This window comes from Pseudomonas sp. R38(2017) (assembly GCF_002112395.1).
Classification (GTDB): domain Bacteria; phylum Pseudomonadota; class Gammaproteobacteria; order Pseudomonadales; family Pseudomonadaceae; genus Aquipseudomonas.
Genome location: NZ_NEHN01000015.1, coordinates 57022 through 83568 on the forward strand (window position 1 = coordinate 57022; position 26547 = coordinate 83568).

Annotated in this window: 25 protein-coding genes, 1 tRNA gene and 4 pseudogenes; 16 read left to right on the forward strand and 14 right to left on the reverse strand. The window is 60.0% G+C overall.

Annotation, left to right across the window (positions count from 1 at the left end; genetic code table 11):
- Positions 1-8: 8 nt before the first annotated feature.
- A pseudogene (locus CAF87_RS29150) lies at positions 9-125 on the reverse strand (PAAR domain-containing protein); the annotation flags it as partial.
- 112 nt (positions 126-237) lie between these two features.
- Complete coding sequence (locus tag CAF87_RS28180; protein WP_085733990.1) at positions 238-2364, reverse strand: TonB-dependent receptor domain-containing protein; 2127 nt, start codon at positions 2362-2364, stop codon at positions 238-240.
- A gap of 143 nt (positions 2365-2507) precedes the next feature.
- On the opposite strand from CAF87_RS28180, the gene CAF87_RS28185 reads away from it, so the two are divergent.
- Positions 2508-2936 carry a hypothetical protein gene (locus CAF87_RS28185; protein ID WP_085733989.1) on the forward strand — a complete coding sequence of 143 codons (429 nt, stop codon included), beginning with the start codon at positions 2508-2510 and terminating at the stop codon, positions 2934-2936.
- 37 nt (positions 2937-2973) lie between these two features.
- Here CAF87_RS28185 and CAF87_RS29585 read toward each other — a convergent pair whose 3' ends face one another.
- A complete protein-coding gene (locus tag CAF87_RS29585) occupies positions 2974-3219 on the reverse strand; it encodes a DUF3885 domain-containing protein (RefSeq protein WP_256576070.1) in 246 nt (81 codons plus the stop codon).
- A 113-nt stretch (positions 3220-3332) separates the two neighbouring features.
- Here CAF87_RS29585 and CAF87_RS29590 point away from each other — a divergent pair, with 113 nt between their 5' ends.
- A complete protein-coding gene (locus CAF87_RS29590; RefSeq protein WP_256576069.1) occupies positions 3333-3569 on the forward strand; it encodes a hypothetical protein in 237 nt (78 codons plus the stop codon).
- 43 nt (positions 3570-3612) lie between these two features.
- On the opposite strand, the gene CAF87_RS28195 is transcribed toward CAF87_RS29590, so the two are convergent.
- Entirely contained in the window at positions 3613-3885 is a 273-nt protein-coding gene (locus CAF87_RS28195) for a hypothetical protein (RefSeq protein WP_085733988.1), read from the reverse strand.
- 64 nt (positions 3886-3949) lie between these two features.
- Positions 3950-4720 (reverse strand): AraC family transcriptional regulator, encoded by a 771-nt coding sequence (locus CAF87_RS28200; RefSeq protein WP_085733987.1) that lies wholly within the window; start codon positions 4718-4720, stop codon positions 3950-3952.
- Positions 4721-4955: 235 nt separating this feature from the next.
- On the opposite strand from CAF87_RS28200, the gene CAF87_RS28205 reads away from it, so the two are divergent.
- The 5 genes from CAF87_RS28205 to CAF87_RS28225 all read left to right on the forward strand — a co-directional run bounded on the left by CAF87_RS28205 (position 4956) and on the right by CAF87_RS28225 (position 11451).
- Positions 4956-6587, forward strand: coding sequence for an APC family permease (locus CAF87_RS28205; protein ID WP_085733986.1), 1632 nt, complete (start codon positions 4956-4958; stop codon positions 6585-6587).
- Positions 6588-6609: 22 nt separating this feature from the next.
- Positions 6610-7536: a 4-hydroxyproline epimerase gene (locus CAF87_RS28210; RefSeq protein WP_085733985.1), complete on the forward strand. Its 927-nt coding sequence runs from the start codon at positions 6610-6612 to the stop codon at positions 7534-7536.
- 55 nt (positions 7537-7591) lie between these two features.
- Positions 7592-8539, forward strand: coding sequence for a dihydrodipicolinate synthase family protein (locus CAF87_RS28215; protein WP_085708475.1), 948 nt, complete (start codon positions 7592-7594; stop codon positions 8537-8539).
- Positions 8540-8606: 67 nt separating this feature from the next.
- Positions 8607-10184 carry an aldehyde dehydrogenase (NADP(+)) gene (locus CAF87_RS28220; protein WP_085733984.1) on the forward strand — a complete coding sequence of 526 codons (1578 nt, stop codon included), beginning with the start codon at positions 8607-8609 and terminating at the stop codon, positions 10182-10184.
- 4 nt (positions 10185-10188) lie between these two features.
- Positions 10189-11451, forward strand: coding sequence for an FAD-binding oxidoreductase (locus CAF87_RS28225; protein ID WP_085733983.1), 1263 nt, complete (start codon positions 10189-10191; stop codon positions 11449-11451).
- 51 nt (positions 11452-11502) lie between these two features.
- On the opposite strand, the gene CAF87_RS28230 is transcribed toward CAF87_RS28225, so the two are convergent.
- On the reverse strand, positions 11503-13812 hold the full coding sequence (locus tag CAF87_RS28230; protein ID WP_085733982.1) for a hypothetical protein: 2310 nt from the start codon (positions 13810-13812) through the stop codon (positions 11503-11505).
- Between the two features lie 25 nt (positions 13813-13837).
- Positions 13838-13912, reverse strand: a tRNA-Lys gene (locus CAF87_RS28235).
- A 141-nt stretch (positions 13913-14053) separates the two neighbouring features.
- On the opposite strand from CAF87_RS28235, the pseudogene CAF87_RS29380 reads away from it, so the two are divergent.
- Both CAF87_RS29380 and CAF87_RS29385 read left to right on the forward strand, forming a co-directional pair.
- A pseudogene (locus tag CAF87_RS29380) lies at positions 14054-14311 on the forward strand (hypothetical protein); the annotation flags it as partial.
- A pseudogene (locus CAF87_RS29385) lies at positions 14312-14479 on the forward strand (cell filamentation protein Fic); the annotation flags it as partial. It lies immediately after the preceding pseudogene.
- A gap of 82 nt (positions 14480-14561) precedes the next feature.
- Here CAF87_RS29385 and ycaC read toward each other — a convergent pair.
- Positions 14562-15194, reverse strand: coding sequence for an isochorismate family cysteine hydrolase YcaC (ycaC, locus tag CAF87_RS28245; protein WP_085708478.1), 633 nt, complete (start codon positions 15192-15194; stop codon positions 14562-14564).
- 225 nt (positions 15195-15419) lie between these two features.
- On the opposite strand from ycaC, the gene CAF87_RS28250 reads away from it, so the two are divergent.
- On the forward strand, positions 15420-16982 hold the full coding sequence (locus CAF87_RS28250) for a sensor domain-containing diguanylate cyclase (protein WP_085733980.1): 1563 nt from the start codon (positions 15420-15422) through the stop codon (positions 16980-16982).
- 62 nt (positions 16983-17044) lie between these two features.
- On the opposite strand, the gene CAF87_RS28255 is transcribed toward CAF87_RS28250, so the two are convergent.
- The 3 genes from CAF87_RS28255 to CAF87_RS28265 all read right to left on the reverse strand — a co-directional run bounded on the left by CAF87_RS28255 (position 17045) and on the right by CAF87_RS28265 (position 19343).
- Complete coding sequence (locus CAF87_RS28255) at positions 17045-17476, reverse strand: hypothetical protein (protein WP_085733979.1); 432 nt, start codon at positions 17474-17476, stop codon at positions 17045-17047.
- Positions 17469-17822 carry a hypothetical protein gene (locus tag CAF87_RS28260; protein WP_170929557.1) on the reverse strand — a complete coding sequence of 118 codons (354 nt, stop codon included), beginning with the start codon at positions 17820-17822 and terminating at the stop codon, positions 17469-17471. The genes CAF87_RS28255 and CAF87_RS28260 overlap by 8 nt, the downstream gene beginning before the upstream one ends.
- 90 nt (positions 17823-17912) lie before the next feature.
- Complete coding sequence (locus tag CAF87_RS28265) at positions 17913-19343, reverse strand: aldehyde dehydrogenase family protein (protein ID WP_085733977.1); 1431 nt, start codon at positions 19341-19343, stop codon at positions 17913-17915.
- Between the two features lie 124 nt (positions 19344-19467).
- On the opposite strand from CAF87_RS28265, the gene CAF87_RS28270 reads away from it, so the two are divergent.
- From CAF87_RS28270 to CAF87_RS28280, 3 genes are all read left to right on the forward strand, one after another.
- The gene (locus CAF87_RS28270) at positions 19468-20370 is read left to right on the forward strand and encodes a LysR family transcriptional regulator (RefSeq protein WP_170929556.1); all 903 of its coding nucleotides are present in this window, start codon (positions 19468-19470) and stop codon (positions 20368-20370) included.
- An 86-nt stretch (positions 20371-20456) separates the two neighbouring features.
- Positions 20457-20795, forward strand: a complete 339-nt coding sequence (locus tag CAF87_RS28275; protein WP_085733975.1) for a hypothetical protein — start codon at positions 20457-20459, stop codon at positions 20793-20795.
- A complete protein-coding gene (locus CAF87_RS28280) occupies positions 20770-21375 on the forward strand; it encodes a GNAT family N-acetyltransferase (protein ID WP_085733974.1) in 606 nt (201 codons plus the stop codon). The genes CAF87_RS28275 and CAF87_RS28280 overlap by 26 nt, the downstream gene beginning before the upstream one ends.
- A gap of 16 nt (positions 21376-21391) precedes the next feature.
- Here the strand turns inward: CAF87_RS28280 and CAF87_RS28285 are convergent, their stop codons facing one another.
- Complete coding sequence (locus CAF87_RS28285; protein ID WP_085733973.1) at positions 21392-22282, reverse strand: LysR family transcriptional regulator; 891 nt, start codon at positions 22280-22282, stop codon at positions 21392-21394.
- Between the two features lie 155 nt (positions 22283-22437).
- On the opposite strand from CAF87_RS28285, the gene CAF87_RS28290 reads away from it, so the two are divergent.
- Positions 22438-23427 (forward strand): zinc-dependent alcohol dehydrogenase family protein, encoded by a 990-nt coding sequence (locus CAF87_RS28290; RefSeq protein ID WP_085733972.1) that lies wholly within the window; start codon positions 22438-22440, stop codon positions 23425-23427.
- A 63-nt stretch (positions 23428-23490) separates the two neighbouring features.
- Here CAF87_RS28290 and CAF87_RS28295 read toward each other — a convergent pair whose 3' ends face one another.
- Positions 23491-23982: a DUF2269 domain-containing protein gene (locus CAF87_RS28295; protein ID WP_085733971.1), complete on the reverse strand. Its 492-nt coding sequence runs from the start codon at positions 23980-23982 to the stop codon at positions 23491-23493.
- Positions 23983-23984: 2 nt separating this feature from the next.
- Positions 23985-25112, reverse strand: a complete 1128-nt coding sequence (locus CAF87_RS28300) for a saccharopine dehydrogenase NADP-binding domain-containing protein (protein WP_085733970.1) — start codon at positions 25110-25112, stop codon at positions 23985-23987.
- 163 nt (positions 25113-25275) lie between these two features.
- Between CAF87_RS28300 and CAF87_RS29595 the strand changes: the two are divergent.
- Together CAF87_RS29595 and CAF87_RS28310 are read left to right on the forward strand one after the other, a co-directional pair.
- Positions 25276-25571 (forward strand): annotated as a pseudogene (locus CAF87_RS29595) (hypothetical protein).
- 59 nt (positions 25572-25630) lie between these two features.
- Positions 25631-26539, forward strand: coding sequence for an alpha/beta fold hydrolase (locus tag CAF87_RS28310; protein WP_085733969.1), 909 nt, complete (start codon positions 25631-25633; stop codon positions 26537-26539).
- Positions 26540-26547 lie beyond the last annotated feature (8 nt).

Sequence of the window (26547 nt, forward strand, 5' to 3'; positions counted from 1 at the left end):
GGGGCTCAACTGACCTCAGGACCGATCGCGGCAATCGGCTTGCCGTTGAGATCGGTCTGGGAGAAGGCTTCGAGGACCTTGCCACCGTGGGTGGTAGAGTCGCCGAGGCGGATTGCGTCTTTCATGTTGTCACTCCTTACCACCGGTCACAGTACGCCGGCGAGCAGGATCGGGCAATTGGACGAAGGTTCGGGTGTCCGGTGATCGAACGGTTTCAATCACCGCGCTTTCGTCGGATCAAAGCAGACTCCACGACACTCCGACATACATCGCCATGCCCTCGCCCGGCGTGGAGCGTGCGGCGTCCAGGCCTTTATCGTCGTAGCCCGGCGTAACGGTAGCGGCGTAGTGCTTGTCGGTCAGGTTGCGCATGTCCAGCCAGGTCTGCCAGTCGCCCTTCGGTGCGTTGTAACCGAGGGTCGCGCCGAAGGTGGCGTAAGGGTCGGCGTAGTAGCTGTTGGCGTAATCCACCGCGACTTTCGACACCAGTTGCGTGTTGACTGCCGCGAAGAAACCCTTCGGGAAGTCGTAGCGCAGTTCACCTTGGTAATAATGCATCGGCAGTCCTGGCAGGCGGTTATCACCGAAGCGGTCGTCGTCGCGGTAGTGGAAGTCGCTGAAGGTGTAGGCCTGGCGCAGGCTCAACTTGCCACCATCGTTCGCTGACCACAGGTTGCTGTTCAGGCTGGCTTCGACACCTTGGTGCACGGTCGGGCTGGCGTTGAGTTCGTAAGGTGTGGTGGCGTTGGCGTCCGGCAATACCGAGAGCAATTCGTGGCGCACCTGGGCGTAGTACCACGCCAGGCTCCATTCGCCGAGTGCGCTGTCGCCACGGCCGCCGAGTTCCAGCGTCGTCGCGGTCTGGTTCTGCAGTTTGACCGGATCACGCTGGGTACCGGTGGCGGCGCCGCTGCCCGCCGGGAACCGTACGTTGGAGCTGTAGATCAATGACCACGGATGCGGCGCTTCGACCGAGCGGCTGAGGTTGCCGAACAGTTGCAGATCCGGCGTCACCTGATAACGCAGGCCCAGACGTGGTGCATAGTCCCAGTCACCGAGGCTGGTCTTGCCGCCACCTTCGGGATAGGTCACGGCGCTTTCGCGGCGGGTGTAGATCGCTGCGAGGCCGGTGGTCAGCCACAGGTCGTCGGCGATTTCCAGATCGTTGCCCACGTGCAGGACAGAGTCCGAACCCTGATAAGTGAAGTTGCGCATAGGCGTGCCCGGCGCATAACGGGCGGTGTTGCCGGTAGGAATTCGCACCCGTTCGCTGGCCCCGTCGTTGGGCAGGTGTTTGGTCACCCGCAGGCCCACGGTGCTGTTGCTCTCCATGCCCCAGAGCGTGTCGCGGCGCTTGTAGTCGAACGTACCGCTGACATCGGTGTACGCGACCTTCAAGCGGTTCGGGCCTTCGCGCAGGTCCATCGGGTAATCGTGATAAACCAGACCGGTCTGGATGCTCGAATCGTCATCGATGTAGTACGTGGTCTTGTTACCGATGAAGGTGCTGCCCGGCTGATCGCGGCTGTCGTTGCGCGTCACGTAGGCCGGGTTGGCCGCACGCGGATCATGTTCGATGGAATGCTTGGTCACCCGCCCGGCGAGGTCGTTGTCAGTCTCACGGTGACGGATGTAGAAGCGCGTTTCCAGATTCGGATTGAAGCGATAACCGAAGTTGGCGATCACACCCTGGCTCTTGCTGGTGGTGTGATCCTGATAACCATCGGAGTGTGCATCGGTCATCGACAGGTAGTAATCGAAATCGCCCAGCACCTGGCCCGAGCTGACTTGCCGTTGCGCATAGCCGTGGCTGCCCATGACGTAACGCACATTCAGCAACGGCGCGTTGTAGCCGGTGTGGCTGATGTAATCGACCGCCCCACCCAACGCCAGCGCACCACGATCAAAACCATTGGCACCGCGCAACACTTCCACATGGTCAAGCCACAGCGGCTCCAGCAACTCGTAGGGCGTACCGCCGGGCCCGCTCAGCGGCAGACCGTCGAGCATCGTGTACAACCCCGACGCGTGAGCACCGGGAGCCCGATTGATGCCCGAGCCGCGAATCGAGATCTTCACCCCTTCGTTGCCCGCCGACTGCGCATATACGCCCGGCTGATACGCCAGCACATCCTGATTGCTTGCCACCCGCCCCTGCATCGGGCGGCGCATATCGACCACGTTGGTGCCACCGGGAACCTGTGCCAACCGGGCCTTGGCCTCCTCCAGCGAAAGGTCTTCGCCAGTCTGTTCTTCAGCCCCGATCAGCACCTGCCCCAACTCCATGCCCTGAGACTCGGCTTCGACCGGACAGGCAAGGGCCAGCCCCAGCAATGCGGCGGGCAGTGTTTTGAGCGAGGGCATCGAGAGAACTCCAGACAGACAGTTACGGGCAGTGAGAACTGCGACGTATGAATGAACGAAGTAAACACATGGTGATTTTGTTTTTTGTCAGGTAAACAGGCGTCTGAGTTTCTGGACTGTAATCAAACAAAGGAGATGCAGGGATGGCCGAAACAGTATTGAAGTCGAAGATGGCCAATTTTCTGGTGACCGACGCCGAAGTGAACTACGAGGATGTGGGCGAGTTCTACGAGGTCGTCGGCAGCGGCAATGTCGGCGTGTTGGCCGGCGTGCTCGAGGGGTTCAGAAATCACTACGGCGGGTTCTGGGTGGGCGGCAAAGTAACCGTGACCCAGAACGCTGTTCACTTGAACGCCAATGCCATGAACCGCATGGCTCAGGACGGGACACTCGACGTCGAACTACCGATGACATCGATCCGCAAGGTCACCGTCGAAGGTGGTTTCGTGACGAAGATCGTCCGTCTCGACACCGACGCGTACAGCGTCAGATTCCGCTGTTTCGGTGCGAAGGACGTTGCCTCACTGATCGCCAAACAGGCTCTTTCGCAATCGTTGAAACGCGCACGCTGATCAGGCCCGGGCCTGAATGCCCGGGTTGGACCCAGGCTCAGAAGAAGCCCGCGAAGTCAGCGTCCATCGCGGGCCGGTCGTAATCGAGAAGATATGCATGATGCCGGCGATACAGCCTTGAAAGCAGATCCTTGTTGGGCCCGACCACGTCCATCCCTCGGTCGTCGTAAGGAAAAACCATCACTCCGGCCTTCAGGTTGAACAGGTAGATCGCGCAGCGTGGATTCGGCGCAATCGCACCAAAATCCGTGGCCAGTGCGCACCAGAGCAATGCCTGAAGCATCCTTGCGGGCACTTCGAACGCGAGGTTGATCCAGTACTCGGGCTCGCTTTTGCAGAACCAGTCATCCGGATCGGTGCGTTCACTCCAGATCGAACGGACTGAAGCAACGCTCGATGGGCAAATCGCTGGCCGCCGGAGTGAAAGCGCAGGCACGTCACCAGCGTGGGCTCGTCACTGAAAATGTCGGTACAGATCTCGGTCGATTTTCGCAAGGCCAACAGGAACTGTTCGATCATTCCTCCGGTTTCGGAGAGTTCGAAACGCAGTCCTCCCGGGCAGGAATAAAACAGGGGCCTTGCGAAGGCCTGTTCGGTAAAAATCCGCTCGATTTCAAGATGAAGACTCACTGAAGTCCTTTTCGGTCGATGTGATGTGGGTGGCTATAGCGCCCTGTTAATTCTTGCACTTGGCCAACACCACCTGACAAGTACCGGGCGTACCGCCGGAGCGGCTTGCGTAGCGCATGCAGTTATCCATGGATTTTTTCTGTGCCTGGCCCAGGGTCTGTCCCCAGGCCAGGCCACCCTCGCCCATCGTCGGCACGGCTTTGGCATAGCAGCGATCACCCACGGTCGCATAGCGAGCCTTGCTGGAGCAGCCTGTCGTCAACGTCAGCATGATCGCGCAAAGAAAATACGCGCAATGGCGTATCTGTATCCGGTTCATCTCGTTTTACCTGCGCAACTTGGGACTGACGGGCTCAGTTTATCCGCAATGACCCGGGAACCGTTCATTGCTCCGTCGCCTGCCGGTACTGACGCGGTGTGAATCCGGTCGAGGCCTTGAATTGGCGAGTGAAGGCGCTGTGGTCGGTGTAGCCGCACTGCAGGGCGACTTCGGTGATCGGCAGGTCGGTGTGCAGCAAGCGATGGGCATGTTCCAGCCGTACCTTCTGGATCATCTGCCGGGGCGTAAGGTGGAACACGCGTTTGCAGTAGCGCTCCAGTTGCGCCACCGAAATACCGGCGATCCGCGTCAGCTCGCCCAGTGTCACCCGCCGATTGAAATGCGTTCGAATGTGCTCGTCGACGGCGGCCAGCCGCTCGAAGGCCGGGTGGGTTTCGCTGGCCGATTGCAGATCCACCGAAATCCCCGCCAGACCGATGATCGCGCCATCGCGGTTGTACAACGGTCGCTTGTGGGTCAGGCACCAACCCGGTTCGCGGCTGCCGTAGAGGTGCAATTCCAGCTGATCCTCCAGCACCCACCCTTCTTCCAGCACCCGCCGATCCTGCTCGGTGTAACCCGGCCCCAATTGCGCGGGAAATACCTGCGCACTGGTTTTGCCGAGCAGCGGCTTCAGGTCTTTCAACCCGCAGCGCTGCACCAGTGTGCGGTTGGCCAGGACGTAACGCGCGTCCGGATCCTTGATGAAAATCACCGCATTCGGGATCACGTCGAGCATCGGCAACAGCGCAGCAACGCCCGCCACCAAGGCTTCGAGGGTCTGGGGGCGATTGTGCTCATCGCCCTCGCACAGGCGCGCAAATGCGTTCTGCATCGTCGGTGTTTTCCTTCGCGGGTGAATCGGCCAACGGCCCGCCAAACGGCGTTCGCGTGCAGAGTGCAGCAACGTCAGCAGCCTGTCGAGGCCTGCCGTCGTTCAGTGCAATTGTGCTGATTTCGTCATCCATCCCTGCGCAAAACATCAATCACGCGACGGCCGATGAGTTCAATGTTGGCCCGTCCCAGTGACATACACCTGCCTATCCAATAACTCACAAGAAGGCGACGCCATGTCAGGCCAAGGCAAGTTCAAAAAACAGCTTTCATTGATCGACCTCACTTTTATCGGGCTCGGAGCGATCTTCGGTTCGGGATGGCTGTTCGCGGCCAGTCACGTCTCTGCGATTGCCGGGCCGGCGGGGATTTTTTCCTGGCTGCTGGGCGGTTTCGCCGTATTGCTGCTGGGCATCGTCTACTGCGAACTGGGCGCCGCGCTGCCCCGGGCCGGCGGAGTGGTGCGTTATCCGGTCTACAGCCACGGCCCGCTGCTGGGTTATCTGATGGGTTTCATCACGCTGATCGCGTTTTCCAGCCTGGTGGCGATCGAGGTGGTTGCCTCTCGCCAATATGCGGCGGCGTGGTTTCCCGGCCTGACCAAAGCCGGCAGCGGTGATCCAACAGTGCTGGGCTGGCTAGTGCAGTTCGCGCTGCTCTGCGTGTTCTTCCTGCTCAATTACCGCAGCGTGAAAACCTTCGCCAAGGCCAACAACCTGGTGAGCGTGTTCAAGTTCGTCGTGCCGCTGCTGGTGATCAGTGTGCTGTTCACCTTCTTCAAACCGGAGAATTTCCAGGTTCAGGGTTTCGCACCTTTCGGGCTCTCGGGCATCGAGATGGCCGTATCTGCTGGCGGCGTGATCTTCGCCTACCTCGGCCTGACCCCGATCATCTCGGTGGCCAGCGAAGTGAAGAATCCACAACGCACGATTCCCATTGCGCTGATCCTTTCGGTGCTGCTGTCGACTGCAATCTACGTGTTGCTGCAAACGGCGTTCCTTGGCGGCATCCCGACTGAACTGCTCGCCAATGGCTGGGCCGGGGTTTCCAAGGAATTCGCCCTGCCGTATCGCGATATCGCCCTGGCGCTCGGCGTGGGCTGGCTGGCCTATCTGGTGGTTGCCGACGCGGTGATCTCGCCCAGCGGCTGCGGCAACATCTACATGAATGCCACGCCACGAGTGATCTACGGCTGGGCGCAGACCGGCACCTTCTTCAAAGTCTTCACCCGCATCGATGAGAAATCCGGCATCCCGCGCCCGGCACTGTGGCTGACCTTTGCCCTGTCGGTGTTCTGGACCCTGCCGTTCCCGTCCTGGGAAGCGCTGATCAACGTGGTATCCGCCGCACTGGTGTTGAGCTACGCCGTAGCCCCGGTGACCGTCGCCGCGCTGCGTCGCAATGCACCCGACATGCCGCGCCCGTTTCGAGTCAAGTGCATGGGCGTGCTGGGGCCGGTGTCGTTCATCATCGCTGCGCTGATCGTCTACTGGTCGGGCTGGGACACCGTGTCCTGGCTACTCGGCCTGCAAATTTTGATGTTTGTCGTGTACCTGTTGTGCGGTCGTTTCGTTCCGACCAGACATCTGAGCCTTGCCCATCAAGTGCGCTCATCCGCGTGGCTGATCGCCTTCTACGCCGTGACCATCGTCCTGTCGAAACTCGGCACTTTCGGTGGTCTGGGCATCCTCGCCCACCCTTTCGACACGCTGGTCGTCGCCGCTTTCGCTACTGGCATTTACTACTGGGGCGCCGCCACCGGTGTGCCGTCGCACCTGCTACGTCTGGAGTCCGAAGAGGATGAAAGCGAAGTCGCTTCGCCGTCTCCGGCCTCCGCTGCCAACCCGCGCGCTGCCGGCGCTTATTGAAACCTCTTGAAGGGACACGAACATGAAACGCGTACACGTCATTGATTCCCACACAGGCGGTGAACCCACGCGCCTGGTGATGAAGGGTTTCCCCGATCTGCCGGGCAACACCATGGCCGAAAAGCGCGATGCCCTGCGCAACCAGCACGACCGCTGGCGCCGGGCCTGCCTGCTGGAACCGCGCGGCAACGATGTGCTGGTAGGCGCGCTGTATTGCGAACCGGTGTCGCCGGACGCCACCTGCGGGGTGATTTTCTTCAACAACGCCGGCTACCTCGGCATGTGCGGCCACGGCACCATCGGCCTGATCGCCTCGTTGCAGCACCTGGGGCTGATCGCCCCAGGCGTGCACAAGGTCGACACACCGGTCGGCCCCGTCAGCGCGACGTTGCATGAGGACGGCGCCGTGACCCTGGGCAACGTGCCGGCTTATCGATTGCGCAAACAAGTGGCGGTTGAGGTGCCGGGCTACGGACGCTTCCTCGGCGATATCGCCTATGGCGGTAACTGGTTTTTCCTGGTGTCGGAGCACGGCCACACGCTGACGATGGACAACGTCGAAACCCTGACCGACTTCACCTGGAAAATGCTCAAGGCTCTCGAAGACCAAGGCATTCATGGCGAGGATGGCGCTGTCATCGACCACGTCGAACTGTTCGCCGATGACGACCACGCCGACAGCCGCAACTTCGTCATGTGCCCCGGTAAAGCCTACGACCGCTCACCGTGCGGCACCGGCACCAGCGCCAAACTCGCCTGCCTGGCCGCCGATGAAAAACTTCAGCCCGGCCAGCGCTGGGTGCAGGCCAGCATCACCGGCAGCCAGTTCGAAGGTCGCTTCGAACGGGAAGGTGAACGCGTGCGCCCGTTCATCACCGGCCGCGCCTACATGACCGCCGACAGCACGCTGCTGATCGACGAAGACGATCCGTTCGCGTGGGGCATCTGAGCCGCTGCGCTGCTTTCCCAAACCCATCTGAATGACCGTTCCAAGGAGAACAATAATGAGCGACAACATCTTCACCGGCTGCATGCCCGCCCTGATGACACCGTGCACCGCCGCACGCAAACCGGACTTCGATGCGTTGGTGGCCAAGGGTCGCGAGCTGATCGATATCGGCATGAGCGCTGTCGTGTATTGCGGCTCCATGGGTGACTGGCCGCTGCTCACCGAGGCCGAGCGCCAGGAAGGCGTGGCGCGACTGGTGGCTGCAGGGATTCCAACGATCGTCGGTACTGGCGCCATCAACACCCGTGAAGCGGTGTCCCACGCGGCCCATGCGGCCAAAGTCGGTGCTCAGGGTTTGATGGTGATTCCACGGGTGCTGTCCCGTGGTGCTTCGCTCGCCGCGCAAAAGGCGCACTTCTCCGCGATTCTGCAAGCCGCACCGAACCTGCCGGCAGTGATCTACAACAGCCCTTACTACGGCTTCGCGACCCGTGCCGACCTGTTCTTCGAACTGCGCCGTGAGTACCCGAACCTGATCGGCTTCAAGGAGTTCGGTGGTGGCGCCGACCTGCGCTACGCCGCTGAAAACATCACCTCCAAGGACGATGACGTGACCCTGATGGTGGGTGTCGACACTCAAGTGGTGCATGGTTTCGTCAACTGCAACGCCACCGGCGCGATCACCGGCATCGGCAACGCCCTGCCCCGCGAAGTGCTGCAACTGGTGGCCCTGAGCAAGCAAGCCGCCAAGGGGGATGCCAAGGCCCGACGTCAGGCCCGGGAGCTGGAATCGGCGCTGGCAGTGCTGTCGTCCTTCGACGAAGGCACGGATCTGGTGCTGTATTACAAACACCTGATGGTGCTCAACGGCGACAAGGAATACACCCTGCATTTCAACGAGACCGACGCCCTCAGCGACTCACAACGTCGCTACGCGGAAGCCCAGTACGCGCTGTTCCGTCACTGGTACGAAAACTGGTCGGCGGAACAGAACTTCGCCTGACCCGCAGCCTCGTTTCAGCCCGCCGTGATTACCGGCGGCGGGCCTTCTTTCTTTTCAGGAACATGCCATGTCTCTTACGGGCAAACTGCTGATCGGTCAGCAAAACCTCTCGGGCAATCGCGAGGTCATTCAGGGAATCAACCCGGCCACCGACGCGCCGCTGGAGCCCGCTTACGCCGGCGGCTCCGCCGAACATGTCGAGAAAGCCTGCGCACTGGCCTGGGCCGCGTTCGACCGTTATCGCGAAACCGCGCTGGACGCACGCGCCGAATTTATCGAAACCATTGCCAACGAAATCGAAGCCCTCGGCGATGAGTTGATCGAACGCGCCATGGCCGAAACCGGTCTGCCGCGCCCTCGCCTGTTGGGCGAACGCGGACGTACCTGCCAGCAATTGCGCCTTTTCGCCCGCACCGTACGGGCCGGCGAATGGCTGGATGTGCGGGTCGACAGCGCTCAGCCGCAGCGCCAGCCGATGCCGCGCTCGGATCTGCGTCAACGCCAGATTGCGCTGGGGCCGGTGGCGGTGTTCGGCGCGAGCAATTTCCCCCTCGCCTTCTCCGTCGCTGGCGGCGATACCGCTTCAGCACTGGCCGCCGGATGCCCGGTAATCGTCAAGGCCCACGGCGCCCATCCCGGCACCAGCGAATTGGTCGGCCGCGCCGTGGCTCGGGCCGTCAAGGCCTGCGGTCTGCCTGAGGGTGTGTTCTCGTTGTTGTATGGTTCCGGACGCGAAGTCGGCATTGCGCTGGTCAGCGATCCACGCATCAAAGCCGTCGGTTTCACTGGTTCGCGCAGCGGCGGACTCGCGTTGATCAAAGCGGCTCAGGCTCGCCCCGAACCGATTCCGGTGTATGCGGAAATGAGTTCGATCAACCCGGTGCTGTTGTTTCCCGCTGCGTTGCACAATCGCCCGCAAGTACTGGCCGAAGGTTTTGTTGCCTCGCTCACGCTGGGTGCCGGACAGTTCTGCACCAATCCCGGCCTGGTGATCGCCCTCAAGGGACCGACGCTGGACACCTTCATTGGCGCTGCCGCCGAGTTCATCCAGCGCAGTCCGGCCCAGACTATGCTCACGCCCGGTATCTTCAATGCCTACGAGTCCAGCGTGAATGCCCTGGCGGAGAATCCGCGCGCACGTCTTGCAGTGGTCGGCCAGAGAGGGACCGGTCCGAACCAGGGTCAGGCCCATGTCTTTGTCGCCGATGCTGCGGACTTTCTCGCCGATCACGCGCTGCACGCCGAAGCTTTTGGCGCAGCGTCGCTGGTCGTGCAATGTGCCAGCCATGATGAAATCCGCCAGGTTCTGGAACAGCTGGAAGGTCAACTGACCGCCACCCTGCATCTGGATGACGAGGATCTGGATCAGGCCCGTTCACTGCTGCCGACGCTGGAGCGCAAGGCCGGACGCTTGCTGGTAAACGGCTGGCCGACCGGGGTCGAAGTCTGCGATGCGATGGTGCATGGCGGGCCGTTCCCAGCCACGTCCGACCCGCGCACCACGTCGGTCGGCACGGCGGCGATCCTGCGTTTCCTGCGCCCGGTCTGCTATCAGGATTTCCCCGACGCCTTGCTGCCAACTGCGCTCAAACAGGCCAATCCACTGGCGCTGCGACGCCTGTTCGATGGCCAAAGGGAAGCCTGAAACCATGTCGAACCTCACCCATGAAATCGCCGTGGTCGGCGCGGGCATCATCGGCGTTGCCTGCGCACTGCGTCTGGCGCGGCAGGGATTGCAGGTGGTCGTGATCGACCCGCAGGAACCCGGCCACGGCGCATCGTTCGGTAATGCCGGGCACCTGGCCACCGAGCAGGTTTTTCCGATTGCCGACCTGTCGATCCTCAAGCGCTTGCCGGCCATGCTCATGGACCCGATGGGGCCGTTGCGCCTGGACTGGAAATACCTGCCCTGCGCCCTGCCCTGGTTCACTCGCCTGTTGCTGAATCTGCGCTCGGCGCCGTTCCAGCGCACGGTGGCAGGTCTGCGAGCGCTCAATGAGAGTTCGCTGGAGGCCTGGCACCGGTTGCTCGGTGACATCCAGCGACCTGATCTGCTGAAGGTGGAGGGTTCGCTGCTGGTGTTCGAACGTCCCGATTCGCGCCCGGCCATTGAAGCGTTGCAGGCGCGCTTGCGTCAGCAACAGGTCCCAGTCGATTTATGGCAAGCGGCTGCGGTGCGGGACAGCGCACCGCAACTGAGCGAACATCTTCAGGGCGGACTGTTTTTCCCGAGTACCGGGCACTTCATCGATCCTTACCGGGTGGTGTGCGAACTGGTCAGCGCCGCCAAGGCCTGCGGCGTACAGTTTGTGAAGCAACGGGTCGAGGGCGGGCAACTGCATACCCAGGGCGTTTCGCTCAATACCGGAACAGGCAGCCTGGGTGCCCGTCGGGTATTGATCGCCTGCGGTGCTCACTCGGCCACGCTGACTAAAGCGCTGACGGGCAAGAAAGTGCCGCTGGACACCGAGCGCGGTTATCACCTGATGCTGCCTCAGGAGCACAACCGGCTGCCCTTCCCCGTCACGTCACTGGAACGCAAGTTCATCATTACGCCGATGTCCGAAGGCTTGCGTCTGGCGGGCACCGTCGAGTTCGCCGGGCTTGAAGCACCGCCAACCATGGCACGGGCCTGGCAGCTGCATCGGCTGAGCAAAGGCTTGTTCCGTGAGGAGTTGAGTGCCGAGGCGGCCACACCGTGGATGGGGTTCAGGCCTTCGCTGCCGGACTCGTTGCCGATCATCGATCAGACAGCTGACGGCAAGGTACTGCTCGCTTTCGGGCATCAGCATCTGGGGCTGACTCAGGCGGCGGTGACGGCGGAGATGGTTGAGCGGATGGTATCGCCGCTGGCTGCGACTCGGGGGGTGGAGCTGCCGAGTGTCGAGCTTTACAGGCTGGCTCGTTTCTGAAAAAGCGAAAGGCCTGCTTTGACGGCAGGCCTTTCGCTTGGCGATAAATGTTCAGGAAGGCATCAGCCAGTGTCGTTCAGTGGTCCATCCGAGAAACACCTCCCCGCCTTCGCGTTTCTGGCGACTCTCAGTCAACGGATGCCCGGATGCTGCTATACGCAACCCGATCATGGCCGGAAGAAACCTTTCCCGAAACTCACTGGATTGGGCCGCAAAATGCATTTCAATAGTCTTGAGTGCACTCTGCAACTGAACCGGATCCAACATCGACAAATAAAACATCATCTGACGCCAGGCATATGCCGTATTTTTCAACATGACCAAACGTGCGTGGTAAAGCTGGATCTGAATCTGTTGGCGACGGCAAACCCATTCGAAGCACGACTGAGCCATTGCACTCAGGCGATCATGTAACACCTCTCTCAGTCCCAACACACCAAACAGCGTTGCCAGGTTCTGTGTTGTCACGATCTGTTGCTGCTCGATAATGGTGCCGTTGGTTGCAGGATGCCGAGTACCGATATCGACATTTGCACGCTGCGCGCACAGTCGGGCCAGCGCATCGCTGCTGTTTGTCGAACGTTGCCAATACGATTTGGTGCGCCTCGATTTCGGCGAGTCGGGAAGGTTTGCCAACTGATCCGTATCGATATCGTAATATCGGGCGTAAAGCGATCCAGTCAACATACGGGCTGATTGTCTGGCGGACTTCACGAATTTACTTGAGAAAGCGCCCATGAAAATGTCTGCCGCGACTTCCTCCACGATTGGAAGATCCAGCTTCGCCGCTTCAACCAGGGACGAAAATTCCTGAAGCAATTTGTTCGGGATAATCGCTTGTGGAAACGCCGATAGCGTCAGTGCTGACGCTTCGATCAGGGCCTGTTTGGCGCCTTCGACCGCAGATGCGTTCGCTTCATACTCACTTTCAAGCGCAGACACCCACGGAATATCTCCGATTTTCACCTGACGTTGCATATCCAATAGCAACAAAGAGCGTCGACGCCTGAAAGCACGGTAAGTAGCGACAGACAATGTCCTCAGCGTTGCGTCTCGATATCCCGCACTACAGATTTCCGCTGTCATGGCCGGCAGTACTCGCGCCACCGTATCTCCGGATGTAATCACTCCCTGGTCAATCAACTCCGCGACGGTTCCCTTGCGACAGCGTTCGAGGCGTCGACGAACCGAGGGGGGAACGGCGTCTCCAGCCATTAATGCATGCAGGTTCGCTTCCTCATTGGTGATGGGTTCCAACAGAGGGGAAAAATCAGAGATACCTTCAGAGTCTGGATAATTCGCCAGACGCGCGGAGACAGCCTTGGCAATCAGATGATGTGCCGACGCTTTCACATGATCGCGTTGCTTTGCTCGCTTTTGGGAGTGTCTTTCGGATTCTGGATGACCATGCTTGGCCAGGAAGTCATCGACGATCTTCCGGATACGCCCCACTTGACGCCCCGTCAGCGATGCCGGATCAAAGGAACACTGCTTGAGCAATGCATGCAACTCCACCACCCGGTTCATGGAGGAGCCAGCACTGCGGGGATCAGACTCAAATGTCTTATCAAACTGTGCGCCAAGCGCAATTGCACGTTCGAACCAACCCTCAGGGTAATACCTGCAAGGCCAGCTTTCCTGATAGGTCAGAAGGAAAAGCGAGATGGCTGCGTCGTAGAGAGGCAAACTGTTTTCGACAACGTGCTTTTGAACGGCCAGACGCGGTTGCGCAGTTGATTTGGAAAGGCGCGGCCTGATGTAACCGACATTGAAAACCTCAACTTCAGCCATCGAGAGCGGCTGTTTGTCAGTGACTGTCGGAAAGAAACGCAGCCGCTCGAAAAAAGGCGCAATCTGCTCGATCAGCGTTCGTGCTTCCTCGATGCGCTGGTGCTTCAGAAACCAGACAACTGTCAGCAGCGCAGCCTCTTCCGGCACATCGATTTGATAATTCCCTTTCGCCAGACACGCTTGAAGCGACCCAACGCCCTCATCTGAAAGATGCCAGGTATTTAAATCGAGTCGTTCAAACCCGACGCGAATGCCGGGGATCAATGCAGCCAACCGGCGCTCATAAAGCGTTAACTCGCCGCCAGCCAGAAGCTTGCCAGTGGCAAAGCCGCCAGTGGCCACCTCCAACGTGACCCATTCGGGTAAATCCGCAAACGGTTTGCGTGAACCGTACAGCGCGCTGCCCTGCACGAGATGCCCGACCACCTGTCGCCAACGCTCGATCCGATCAAGCGTTTGTGGGTCAGCGTCGTTTTCTCGTGCGGCAGTCAGCGCTCGAGATAGTTGAAAGTGCGCATAACCGTCATTTATCCCGACAAACGCATCCGATTCACTATCGTGCCTGGACATTCTTCCTTGCGACCCTGCGTTGTAATGGGTCCGGGGGCTGGATTCGAACCAGCGCCCACCCGGTTAAGAGCCGAGTGTTCTACCGCTGAACTACCCCGGAACAGAGCGCGCATTGTCGACTGGCGATGAAAAGATGTGAAGCTCAATCTTGGGGATTTTGTTGCAGTTTGGTTCTGATCCTTCATCTTTTGAGGAACCGGCGCCATGCTGCGTTCAGAGCACGCAGACAAGGGTTTCCCAAATGACTAAACCAGCCGCTGACAGTGTTGCAACCGAGGTTCGCAAGCGGGCCAAGGAACATCATGTCACCGCTGACCGTGACAGCATTAGCTGCATGGCGGTCACCATTACGCGCTTGGCGGGTGATGTCGTTGAGCTGGATGGCGTTGAGCAATTACTCGTCAATCTCAAAAGGAAAGGTGTTCTGAACAAATCGGAGATCATGACATTTCAAGGGCGTTATCTTGCGGAAAAGTGGCGCTCCAAAAAGAAGCTGAGCCTGAAGCCCTACCTTCTCGATATCTCCGGCAGGGACGAACGGCCGGAAATGATCGGTGGAATAAAAGGTCTGGTCGGGCGGGATAAAGAAGGGATCACCTACGACAACCTCGACAACCCAGAGGTACAGCAGCTCTATAAAACATATAGAGCGCAGCGCATCGAATGACTATCACGTTCAAAGTGCTTCAAAAAATGAAGAAAGGCCTGCTTTTGAAGGCAGGCCTTTTGTATTTATTGCAGTGTCTCGATCAACCCTGACGCGCCGTCAGCGCCGCATACCCATTCATCAAATTGCGATAGTTCGGAATCCGCTGGGACAGCAGATTGCCCAGCCCTTCAATATCGTTGCGCCAGTCGCGGTGCAGCTCACAGGCCACGGAGAACCAGTTCATCATCTGTGCGCCGGCCTGGGTCATGCGGTTCCACGCAGCTTGCTGCACGGTGGTGTTGAAGGTGCCGGAGGCATCCGTCACCACGAACACGTCAAACCCTTCCGCCAGTGCCGACAAGGTCGGGAACGCTACGCATACGTCGGTCACGACACCGGCAATGATGATCTGCTTGCGGCCGGTAGCCTTGATCGCCTTGACGAAGTCTTCGTTATCCCAGGCGTTGATCTGGCCCGGGCGGGCAATGTACGGCGCATCCGGGAACATTTCCTTGAGCTCCGGCACCAGCGGGCCGTTCGGGCCTTGTTCGAAACTGGTGGTGAGAATGGTCGGCAACTCGAAGAATTTTGCCAGGTCGGCCAGTGCCAGCACGTTGTTCTTGAACTCGTTCGGCGAGAAGTCCTGTACCAGCGAAATCAGACCGGTCTGGTGATCGACCAGCAGAACCACAGCGTCGTCTTTGTTCAGGCGGTTGTAGGTTGCAGTGCTCATTTTGAATCCCTTTTTAGTTGTGGAAGTTCGCTTGCGCTCAAGATGGGCACAGATTAATGACTCGCCTGAAAGCGATAAATCACCTGCAAAGCGTTTAACCGTCACCCCAAACGAGACAATCCGATCAAAGCGAGGCTCAATCACGCTGCGGTCCCGATCTTCCCGCCGATCCTTGTCATAATGTTCGCCAGCAACACGTTCAGAACGACATCCAGGGAAAAGTTGATGCTCGGACGCAACACACAAGCGCCCACTGCGAACGACACGCGGCGCCCCGCCGGCAAAGCGATGAAGGCCGGTTCGACCTTTCGACTGACCGTAAGCTTCATGCTGGTGGTGGTCGTGGCGTTTCTGGCGGTCGAGAGCTGGCGGACGTGGCGTGACTATCGTTCGGTTTTTGCGTCCGCGCGCGATTCGGTGACCAACCTGGCCCGCGCCACGGCCCAGCACGCCGAAGATACGATTCGCCAGGTCGATGTGGTCACCGCCGGGCTGGCCGAGCGTGTCGAAGGTGACGGTTTGCAGAACCTCGATGTCCCGCGCATTCACAAGCTGCTGGTGCAGCAATCGAAAATCATGCCGCAGTTGCACGGTCTGTTCATCTACGGGCCGGACGGCCACTGGATCGTGACCGACAAAGAAGTCACCCCGGAAATGGCCAACAACGCCGACCGCGATTATTTCCAGTACCACCGCACCCATGAGGATCGGCAAGTGCGCATCGGCCAGGTGGTCGAGAGCCGCTCCACCCATGACCTGATCATTCCCATCTCCCGCCGTTTGAACAACCCCGATGGCTCGTTCGCCGGCGTGCTGCTGGGGACGGTCAAGGTCAGTTACTTCGTCGACTATTACGGCGATTTCCGGATCGATGATAAAGGCGCACTGGTGCTGGCCATGCGTAACGGCACGATTCTGGTTCGCCGTCCGTTCATCGCCTCCGTGGTGGGCAAAAGCCTGGCGAATAGCGAGATCTTCAAGACCTACCTGCCCGCCTCCAACGAAGGCATTGCCCAGATCCGGGCAGTGGTCGATGACACCGAGCGCCTGTACGGCTATCGCGCCCTGACCACCTATCCGCTGGTGGTGGAGGCCGGCCTGTCGAAAGATTCCATCACCGCGCCGTGGCGTCGGGATTTGCTGAAAAACGGCTTCGTGCTGATTTTCCTGATTCTGCTCCTCGCCGGTTTCGGGCTGATCGTACTGAGCCAACTGCGTCAGCGGATCGCGATGGAACGGGAAATCCGTTCCGCCCACCAGGCCATGCGCGACATGGCACTGACTGACAGCCTCACCGGCCTCGGCAACCGTCGGCGCCTGGACAATGCGCTGGCGGACGAGATTCGTCTGGCCCGGCGCCAGGGCTCGTCGCTGTCGTTGATCATGCTCGATGTCGACCACTTCAAACGCTACAACGACCGCTATGGCCACGCCGCCGGCGACGACTGCCTGAACGCCGTCGGACGCGTAATCCAGCAAGCGGTCAAACGCCCCGGCGATCTCGCCGTGCGCTACGGCGGCGAAGAATTCACTGTGCTGCTGCCCAACACCGAAAACGCCGGCGCCATTCAAGTCGCCGAGGACATCCTGCAAGCCATCCGCTTGCTGGAACTGGAACACACCGGGCATCCTCTCGGGTACGTCACCGCCAGCGCCGGCATTGCGACCCGTCATGCGGTTGACGACGCCGTGACCCCGGCCATGTTGCTGAAGTCGGCAGATACCTGCCTGTATCAGGCGAAGCGGCTGGGGCGCAATCGTTGGTGTTCGGCGGAGGAGTCAGTGTGACTGATGACAGCAAGCGCAAGCCCGATTCCACGTCAGTCGTCCGTCAGAATCGACACTGAACCTCAGCCCCTCAACGCACGCATTATGTCCTCAACCACTGGCCTCGCGTATTTCTCACCGGGATCTGTTCCCGGCGGGTCTTCACTGCGGATCCACTCACCCAGATCGAACGCCTGATAGAGCGAGAAGGCGGGCTCAGGCATTTCTTCAGTCATGGCGACCTCAACCACGGCATTGATGATTCCGTTCATCACACCATCGCAAAACTCATAGTCCAGCGATCTCTCCAGATAGCCCTCGGCAATGGTTATGGAGAGTTCGTTCAGCAGATCTCGCGGTGCAATAGAGAACTGCGTGCAAGTGGCGGCAAGCTCACTGAGCGTTAAACCGTTGGCTTCGGCTTCCACCAATAACGCGTTGAGTTCGCTGTCCGGTAACACTCTGGGCATGGGGTTCTTCCGGTCAGACGCGAAGGTCGCGGGCAGCTCACTCATAAAACTTTCCGGCCAGCAGAATGGCTGCGCAACGCTGCCATACGTTCGATACCGCACCTTCGTATGAAGAGGATCGGCTGCTCGAGTCCGCCCACGCGGCCGCCGCATCAAGGAACGAGTCAACGGATCCGTTTTCCCACCCTGAAGCGCCTGCCCCATAGGGCGCTGAAGGTGACAGGTCTTCCAATGATCGCTCGTGGGCAAAATCAGCCCCCAGCGCCCTGATGAAGCGAATGAACGAGGCTTCATCACTGACATGTTCCAACAATTCATCAAGATCCAAAGGTTCAGACATGAGTTTCCAGGCATGGAATTCGGGAGAAGCCATGCTGCGATAGGGCAGCATGGACGGTCAACTTCAAACCCGGGCGATCATGCGTAGCGCTGCTGGAAACCAGGAATGAATTTCGCCCGGTTTCCGATCCCCGCGATCCGGTCACTTCACCGCGTCATGGGTGATCAACGTCTTCGGCTCCAAATACGCACTCATCCCCCACTTGCCCATTTCGCGCCCCAGGCCCGAGTGTTTGAATCCGCCAAAAGGAGCGCGCGGTTCGTGGGCCAGGGTGTTGATGAGTACGCGTCCCGAGTCGATCTGACGGGCGATATTCACACAGCGTTCGGGGTTCTGGCCCAGCACCAGGGCGCTCAGCCCATAATCCGTATCGTTGGCGATGCGGATCGCATCGGCGTCGTCTTCGTAAGGGATGATCGTCAGCACTGGCCCGAAGATTTCTTCTCGCGCGATGCGCATCTGGTTGTTGGCGTCCGTGAAGATCGTAGGTTTGACGAACCATCCGGCGCGCAGGCCTTCAGGACGACCTTCGCCACCCGCCAGCAACCTCGCGCCCTCCTCCTGACCGATACGGATGTAGCGCTGCACCCGCTCCCATTGTTTCTGGCTGACCATCGGGCCGATGTCGGTATCGGCGTCGCGCGGATCGCCCGATTGAAACTGTGCGACGCCCTCCTTCGCAGCCTGTTCGAACTCTGCGAGCCGTGAGCGCGGTACCAGAATGCGCGTGCCCGCGATGCAGGCCTGGCCGCTGTTGAGGAATCCGGCGTGCAGTGCCAACGGCATGACCGCCTGGAAGTCCGCGTCATCGAGTACCACGGTGGGCGACTTGCCGCCCAATTCCAGGGTCACGCGTTTCAGGGTGTCGGCACCGGTTCTGACCAGATGCTGACCGACCGCGGACGACCCGGTGAACGAGATTTTGGCCACGTCGGGATGCCGGGCGATCTCCTCGCCAACCACGTCGCCTCGGCCATTGACGATGTTGAAGACACCCGGTGGCAGCCCCGCTTCGTGCAACGCCCGGATCACGACCTGCGTCTGCAACGCGCTCATCTCGCTGGGCTTGATGACGGCGGTGCAGCCCGCCGCCAGTGCGGTGGCCAGCTTGTTGCAGATGAAGCCGGCATTGCTGTTCCACGGCGTGATCAGCCCGGTCACGCCCACGGGCGTCAGAATGACCTTGGCCATACCGGCCTGCTCTTCGAAGTCGAACGCCTCCAGCGCTTCGATCGCTTGCACAATCACATCCGCCGGGTACGTCGCCATCCAGCGCCCGCGAACCGCAGGCGAGCCATACTCCTCAAGGATAGCTTCCAGCAGTTCTTCCTCTCTGACCGCCACGGCCTTATGCATGCGTTGCAGGACGGCAATGCGTTCCTCACGCGTTGTGCGAGACCAGGCCGGGAACGCAGCCTTGGCGGCGGCGATGGCGCGCTGGGCGTCCAGTGCATCGCCCAATCGAACCTGACCGATGACTTCTTCGGTGCTGGGGTTATGGAGGTCGAACCACTCCTGACCGTGTGGGAGGACGTACTCGCCGTTGATGTAGATGTGTTCAATGCGCTGCATGGCAACTCCTCGCTGAAAATGACCCGCTTGAAGCGAGCCTCGATGAAGCGAAGTCTAAGAAGGGTTGATTGTTCCGATAAGCTATCCTTTGGCTGATGAAACATCCCTATTTTCAGGACAATCAATGCACAGAACAGGAATGCCCGAGCTGGAAGTGGTACTGGCCGTCGCCCGACGCAACAGTTTTCGCGGCGCGGCACAGGAACTGGGTATGTCCACTACCGCCGTGAGCAGCGCGGTGGCCGGCCTCGAAGCGCGCCTGAAGGTACGCCTGTTCAACCGCTCTACGCGCAGCGTTGCCCTCACCGATATCGGGCAGCGCTATGTGGAGCGCATCGCCCCGGCCCTGGCGCAGATCAAGAGTGCCGGCGAAGAGGCCAGCGTCGGTCTCGATGAACCCAGCGGCACACTGCGCATCAACGCACCGCACGGCGCGGCGTACCTGCTGCTGGAGCCGCTGCTCAATCAGTACGCAAGACGTTATCCCGAAGTGCGCATCGACGTCGTCAGCGAGGCCAGCATGGTCGACATTGTCGCCGGGGGCTTCGACGCCGGGATCCGCCTGGCAGAGTCCGTGCCGCAAGACATGATTGCGGTGGCGCTGTCAGGCGACATCCGCATGCTCATGGTGGCAACGCCGGAGTATCTCAAACGCCATGGCGTGCCCGAACACCCACGGGATCTGCTCACCCACCAGAGCATCGGCATGCGCATGGCCCACGGCGGCCTCTATCACTGGGAGCTGGAGCGCGACGGCGAGAAATTGCAAATGGATCTGCCGACCCGTTTCGTGTTCAACGAGTTGCTGGCGATCAAACAGGCCGTGGTGCTGGGCCTGGGCATCGGTTTCATTTCCGAGTGGTTCATCCAGGAAGAACTGGCCAGCGGCGCACTGGTGCCGGTGCTGATGCCGTGGTGTCCGTCGTTTGGCGGGTTGAGGCTTTATTACTCGGGCCATCGCTTCGTGCCGGCGCGGTTGCGTGCGCTGATTGATCTGGTGCACGAGTTGCGGCCCAATCTGGTTTGATTCGGGCGTTGAGTCGACACAGGATGTGCGGCTCGCACAATCAATACCTGCCTCATTTAACTTAGAAACCGTATCTGGAATGCCCCATGGAAACCCGTCACCTGCGTCGTTTACTCCAAGGACCCACCCAGTGTGAGTCCGATATCGAATCACTCATCCTCATACTTGAGGCCGTTATCGAGTTGGTGTCGATTCCGGATAACGACTTCTGCTGGTCGTCCTGGGCTGATGAGCTCGATGCGAAAACAGAACTGCAAGCCCTGATTCACTCCTTAAAGGCTGGCACCTTGCCGGAGCGGTTGAAGGTCGCCGTGTTGTTCGCACCGACCGGACCGTTGCAGGAACTCGGCATGAGCAGCGGATGGGCGGATACCTTTTTGAGGGTCGCCGGTAAATTTGATGAAGTTGAAGCGTTGCTGTGGTGAGGCTGGCCAGAGGGTTTTCGGATCGGTTCCTGAAATAAATCAGTCCCCTTATCACGTATGCGGGAGCACGCTGAGGCTCAGGCCTCTGACCGAAAACGATTTTGAAGGTCCGTTTCTGGCGGCCTCGGACCCGCAGATCTGGGCGGGCCACCCCGCCAGCGACCGCCATGAGCGGCCGGTATTCGAAACGTACTTCGCCGCGCGGCTGGCCACCGGTAAAACCCTGGCCGTCATCGATATCGACACGGGGCTGATCGTGGGCATGTCGAGTTACTACACACCGCCCGACCTGCCGGACAGTATCGCCATCGGATATACCTTTCTGGTGCGGGCGAAATGGGGTGGCGAGACCAATCGCGAACTGAAGCAACTGATGCTGGAACACGCCTTCAAGGCATACGACACGGTCTATCTCCACATCGCCCCGTCGAACATCCGCTCACAAAAAGCCGCCATGAAGATCGGTGCGGTGCACTTGTATGATGCCGAACTGACGCTGTCCACGACACCGGCCTGGTGCAAGTGTTACGGGTTGACCAGGGAGCAATGGGCTACAAGCCAGCCAGAAAATCAGAAATGACGGCCACAATCTTCCTTCACGCACCCGCGCCAAACACAGCCCTCGCAAAATCCACGAAGCTTCGCAGCTTGGGCGTCAACCGAGGGTCCGGGGCATACAGAAGATTCATCGGGGAAACCGGAACGTTGTAGTCCGGCAACAGCCCGACCAGCGTTCCGCTTCTCAGCGCATCCTTGACCAGCTCCAGCGGCAGCAGCACCACACCCAGCCCGGCCACCGCCGCCGACAGCAACGGGTCGGCCTGATTGATCGTCAATCTGCTTTTAATCGGCACGTCGATGCAACCGTCCGGCCCTTCGAGGCGAATGTGGGAGCGACCGTCGGAATAGGCGAACGCCAGGCATTCATGTTCCTGCAAATCCAGCGGGGTCGTAATCGGTGGACGCCTGGCCAGATAGGCAGGCGCCGCGCACAGCACCATTTGATATGGCTTCAAAGGCAATGCCTTCAGACCGCTGTCAGACAGCTCACCGATTCGAAACACCACGTCATACCCGCCCTCCAGCAGGTCAACGAGCTCGTTGGACAGGGTCAAATCCACCGACACCTGCGGATACCTGACCATGTACTCCAGCAGTCGAGGCGCCAGCGTGCTGACGCCAAAGGTGACCGGTGCGTTGATTCTGAGCCGGCCACTGGGCACGCCTCGGGTCATCGCGGCCATTTCTTCGGCGGCGTCCATGTCGGCCAGGATCAGCTTCGCCCTTTGATAGAAGGTGCGGCCGAAGTCGGTCAGGCTCTGTTTGCGGGTGGTGCGATTGAGCAGCGAGACACCCAGATGCTGCTCAAGCATCTTGACCTGTTTGCCGACCAGTTGCGGAGACAGATTGAGCTCATCGGCCACCGCGCTGAAGGAGCCAAGCTCCACCGCTTTGACGAAGACGGCCATCAATGTGAGGCGATCCATTGGAAACCCTGTGTTTCTAGTGTTGCGCTATCGTAGGTCTTTATCCGACCCGGGCCAAAGCCTAAATTGACGGCCATGGCAACGACGCGCGCAACTGCAACAGGCGCGAATTCAGGCCGGCCACACCGGCCTCATTGATCACAGAAGAGGTAACCATGGCACGCATTGTCAGGATTCATGAATACGGCGACGCAAGCGTTTTGAAACTGGAATCGGTCGATATTCCGGCTCCGGCACCCGGCGAGGTGCAAATCGAGGTCAAGGCCTTCGGGTTGAATCGGGCCGAGGTCATGTTCCGCAATCACGCTTATCTGCAGGAAGCGCAATTTCCCAGCCGCCTCGGTTATGAAGCCGCCGGTGTGGTGGCTGCCGTCGGCGCAGGTGTCAGCGAGTTCAAGGTCGGCGATGCAGTCAGCCTGATTCCGCCGCTGGACATCGCCAAATGGGGCACCTACGGCGAACTGGCCAACGTGCCCGCCGAGCTGACGGTCAAACACCCGTCGAACCTGTCCTTCGAGCAGGCTGCAGCTTCCTGGATGCAATACGTCACCGCGTGGGGCGCGCTGGTCGAACAGGCCAAGCTGACGAAGAACGATTTTGTGCTGGTCACCGCCGCCTCCAGCAGCGTCGGCCTGGCGGCCTTCCAGATTGCCCGAATGGTCGGCGCGACTTCGATCGCCGTGACCCGCACCCGCGCCAAGAAGCAAGCCTTACTGGACGCCGGCGCCGCGCACGTCATCGTCAGCGATGAAGAGGATATCGTCGCCACCGTCATGGCCCTGACCGATGGCCAGGGCGCACGCGTGGTGTTCGATCCGATCGGCGGCCCCGCTTTTGAACAGCTCACCCAGAGCATGGCCAGGGGCGGCATTCTGCTTGAGTACGGCGCTTTGAGCCCGGAACCCACGCCGTTCCCGCTGTTCACCGTGCTGGGTAAATGCCTGACCCTCAAGGGCTACCTTTACGCGGAGGTCGTCGCGGATCCTGCGGCGCTGGCCCGGGCGAAGGCGTTCATCAGCGACGGTCTCGCATCGGGCGCGCTGCAACCGATCATCGCGAAGACGTTCGCCCTCGAGGACATTCAAGAGGCGCATCGCTTTCTTGAGGCCAACCAGCAGGTCGGAAAGATTGTCGTGACTGTTTAAATCACGATGTCGCCGCGGCCCGATGCATCGCGTCGGGCCGCCGGCCTATATGCCACCGCCCCGCTACAGCAGCAGTCCGGCTACCTGCATGGGCGTCATCTTCGTCACCATCATCAAGACGATCACGAACATCCCCAGAAAACCGGCCACCCCCATCAAGAACCATTTCTGGTAGACCGAGCGGTACTCATCCGCAAGCCCTCCTCCGGTCTCGACCGCATTCGAAGCCATCACGTACAAGCGCTTCTGCAGCACCAGCACCGGCAGCCAGAGCGATCCTACGCAAAGAAAGATGATCAACGACGTCAGCACCCATTCCGTGGTCAACGGAAGGCCGGCCAGCTTGATCAGCCCATAGCCCGATGCGATCTGAATGAAGCCTGCCGGGGTGGTGATCCAGGCGTCGAAGCGCACGACCATTTTCGCCACGTGAGCGATCACCTGAGGGTTGGCGGTGCGGCTGGCAGCGATCAGGTAAAGGTAGGAGCCCATGCCGAATCCGAACAGGAAGACCGCGGCGATCACATGAATGTACTTGAGGCACAGATAAAGCATGTTCAGTTCTGCCCGTCAGAGAAACTCACGGACAGGCTGAGGTTTTCAGGGTCGTTGATCGCGGCCATGTATTCGTCGACGGTGATTTCGCCGACGCAGGGCCGGGCCCCGGATTCAGGCACATAGCCTTGGGCCATTTTGGCGGCCAGGGCAACAGCGGCGCAGCTCGGGATTTCCGGGCCCTTGTCATTCCATGCCGTCAGCTGAGCGGTCATGGACAGCGGTTGCCCTTCAACCCCACTACCTTGCACGTCGATGTACATCGCGCTTTTGCCATCGCCGAGCCGCTCGAACCAGGTGCCCAGGCGATGCAGTCGTGCGGCCCAAGGGGTATGGTCGCGAATCAGCCCCTTCTTCTGGGCCTGGGCAAACAAGGCATTGGCGACACCGCCAAGCTTGAGACCAGCACCGGCCTTGAAGCTGAGTGTCCGGGCGCCATAACGGCCGGCGAAAATATCCATATCCGGCACGTCGACATTGGCCAGCAAGCGAGTGCCCAGGTGCGGCATTTTGCGCAACGTCAGATCCTGCCAGCCCGGCACCTCGTGAACCCGACCATCCTTGAGTTGCTTGATCGGCTTGCCCGCGTAGGCAAGCACACCTTCGACGGTAGACAGCCCCGGCATCTTCGCGGAAGAGGAAATGCCATGTTCGATCGAATCGATGCGCTGAAAGCGATTGCGCTGCTGATCGATGATGGCCGAAGACAGGGTCGGCACCGAACTGCAACCACTGAGAATCGCCACGCCCGCCTCTTTCGCGCGCGCATCGAGTACAGCGATACCGTTGACGAAGGTTCGGCAGTCGGACAGGTCGCAATAGTCAACCCCGGCCTCGATGCAGCTTTCGGCAACCGCATAGGACTGCCCCTGAAACGGGCCGCCGGTGTGGATGACCAACTCAATCCCCATCGAGCCCAATGCAGACTGGAACCCGGGCCCCATGGCATCGCCGCACCAACTGGCGCAGGTTTTTCCTGAAGCGGCTTGCAACGCCTCGACCTTGCGCAGCAACTTGTGCGGATCGCGACCCGAGATCGCCAGATCAACATCGGGCATCGACGCCAGATGCCGGCAGACGATGCTGCCGAAGTTTCCATACCCACCGACCACCAACACCTTGAACGCCATGCAACGCTTCCCTAACGATTCGATCGTCCAGCCGACTTGCCCGAGACAGATTCGCGGGAGCTTCCCTGATATCGGCGGGTCAGGCAAGAAATACGACTGAATCCGCATTGATTGAACATCCGGAACCTGCACAATTACCGGCTTTTTTTGACAGGACGTCCCCATGCAACGGATTGTGATTCTGGGCAACGCAGGCAGCGGCAAATCCACCCTCGCCCGGATCTCGCGACAGGCTGCAGAGAAAAAATCGATCGGAAATTCCTGACGTTTCTGAAGTTCGTATGGACCTTTGACCGGGATTACCGCCCGGGTATCGACAACGTGCGCCAGTCAATCGGGCCAGAAATTCCGGTGGTGCAATTGCGTGACAAACGGCAGATTTCGACCTTTCTCGACAGGCTTTGCACCACGCCTCAAGTCAGCCAGAGGCAGACTCCCGTGCAAAACACTCAACGCTAAAAGACGGGGTTCTAAAAGCGGTCTACGCTCCATCCACTACCTCTTCTGGAGTCTCCGTGATGATCCGCGCCTTGCTGACCGCCTCCTTGCTGGTGGCCCTGAGTGCTCCGGCACATGCTGACGTAAAACCGTTCCCCGCTTCGTTCCGCACACAAGACATTGCCGTGGACGGCGCGAAGATCCACACGCGCATCGGCGGCAAAGGTCCGGCCGTGGTGTTGTTGCATGGTTTTGGTGATACCGGGGACATGTGGGTGCCACTTGCCACCGATCTGGCGAAGGATCACACCGTGGTGATCCCTGATCTGCGCGGGATGGGGTTGTCGTCGATTCCCGACGGTGGCTATGAAAAGAAGAACCAGGCGGGAGACATCCGCGCCGTGCTCGCTTCGCTGGGCATTGAACACTCGGTCGTCATCGGTCACGACATCGGCACTATGGTCGCGTTCGCCTATGCCTCGCGGTATCCGCAACAGACCGATCGCCTGGTAGTGATGGATGCGCCCGTTCCGGGCATTGCACCGTGGAACGACATCGTTCGCTCGCCGATGCTCTGGCACTTCGATTTTGGAGGCCCGGACATGGAGCGACTGGTCGCCGGCCGTGAGCGCATTTACCTGGATCGTTTCTGGAACGAGTTCGCCGGCGACCCGAAAAAAGTCGACGAAGCCACACGCCAGCATTACGCCAAACTCTATGCCCGCCCCGGCGCGATGCACGCTGCCTTCGCTCAGTTCCGCGCCATTCGCCAGGACGCGGTAGACAACGAAGCGTCGTCAAAGAACAGGCTGACGATGCCGGTCCTGGCCGTCGGTGGTGAAAAGTCCTTCGGCAACAACGAAGCGATCGTGATGCGCAACGCCGCCGACAACGTCACCGAAGTGGTGATTGCCAAAGCGGGCCACTGGCTGATGGAAGAAGCACCGGTGGAAACCACTCAGGCGATTCGAAGCTTTATGACCCGCTGACGTTAGAG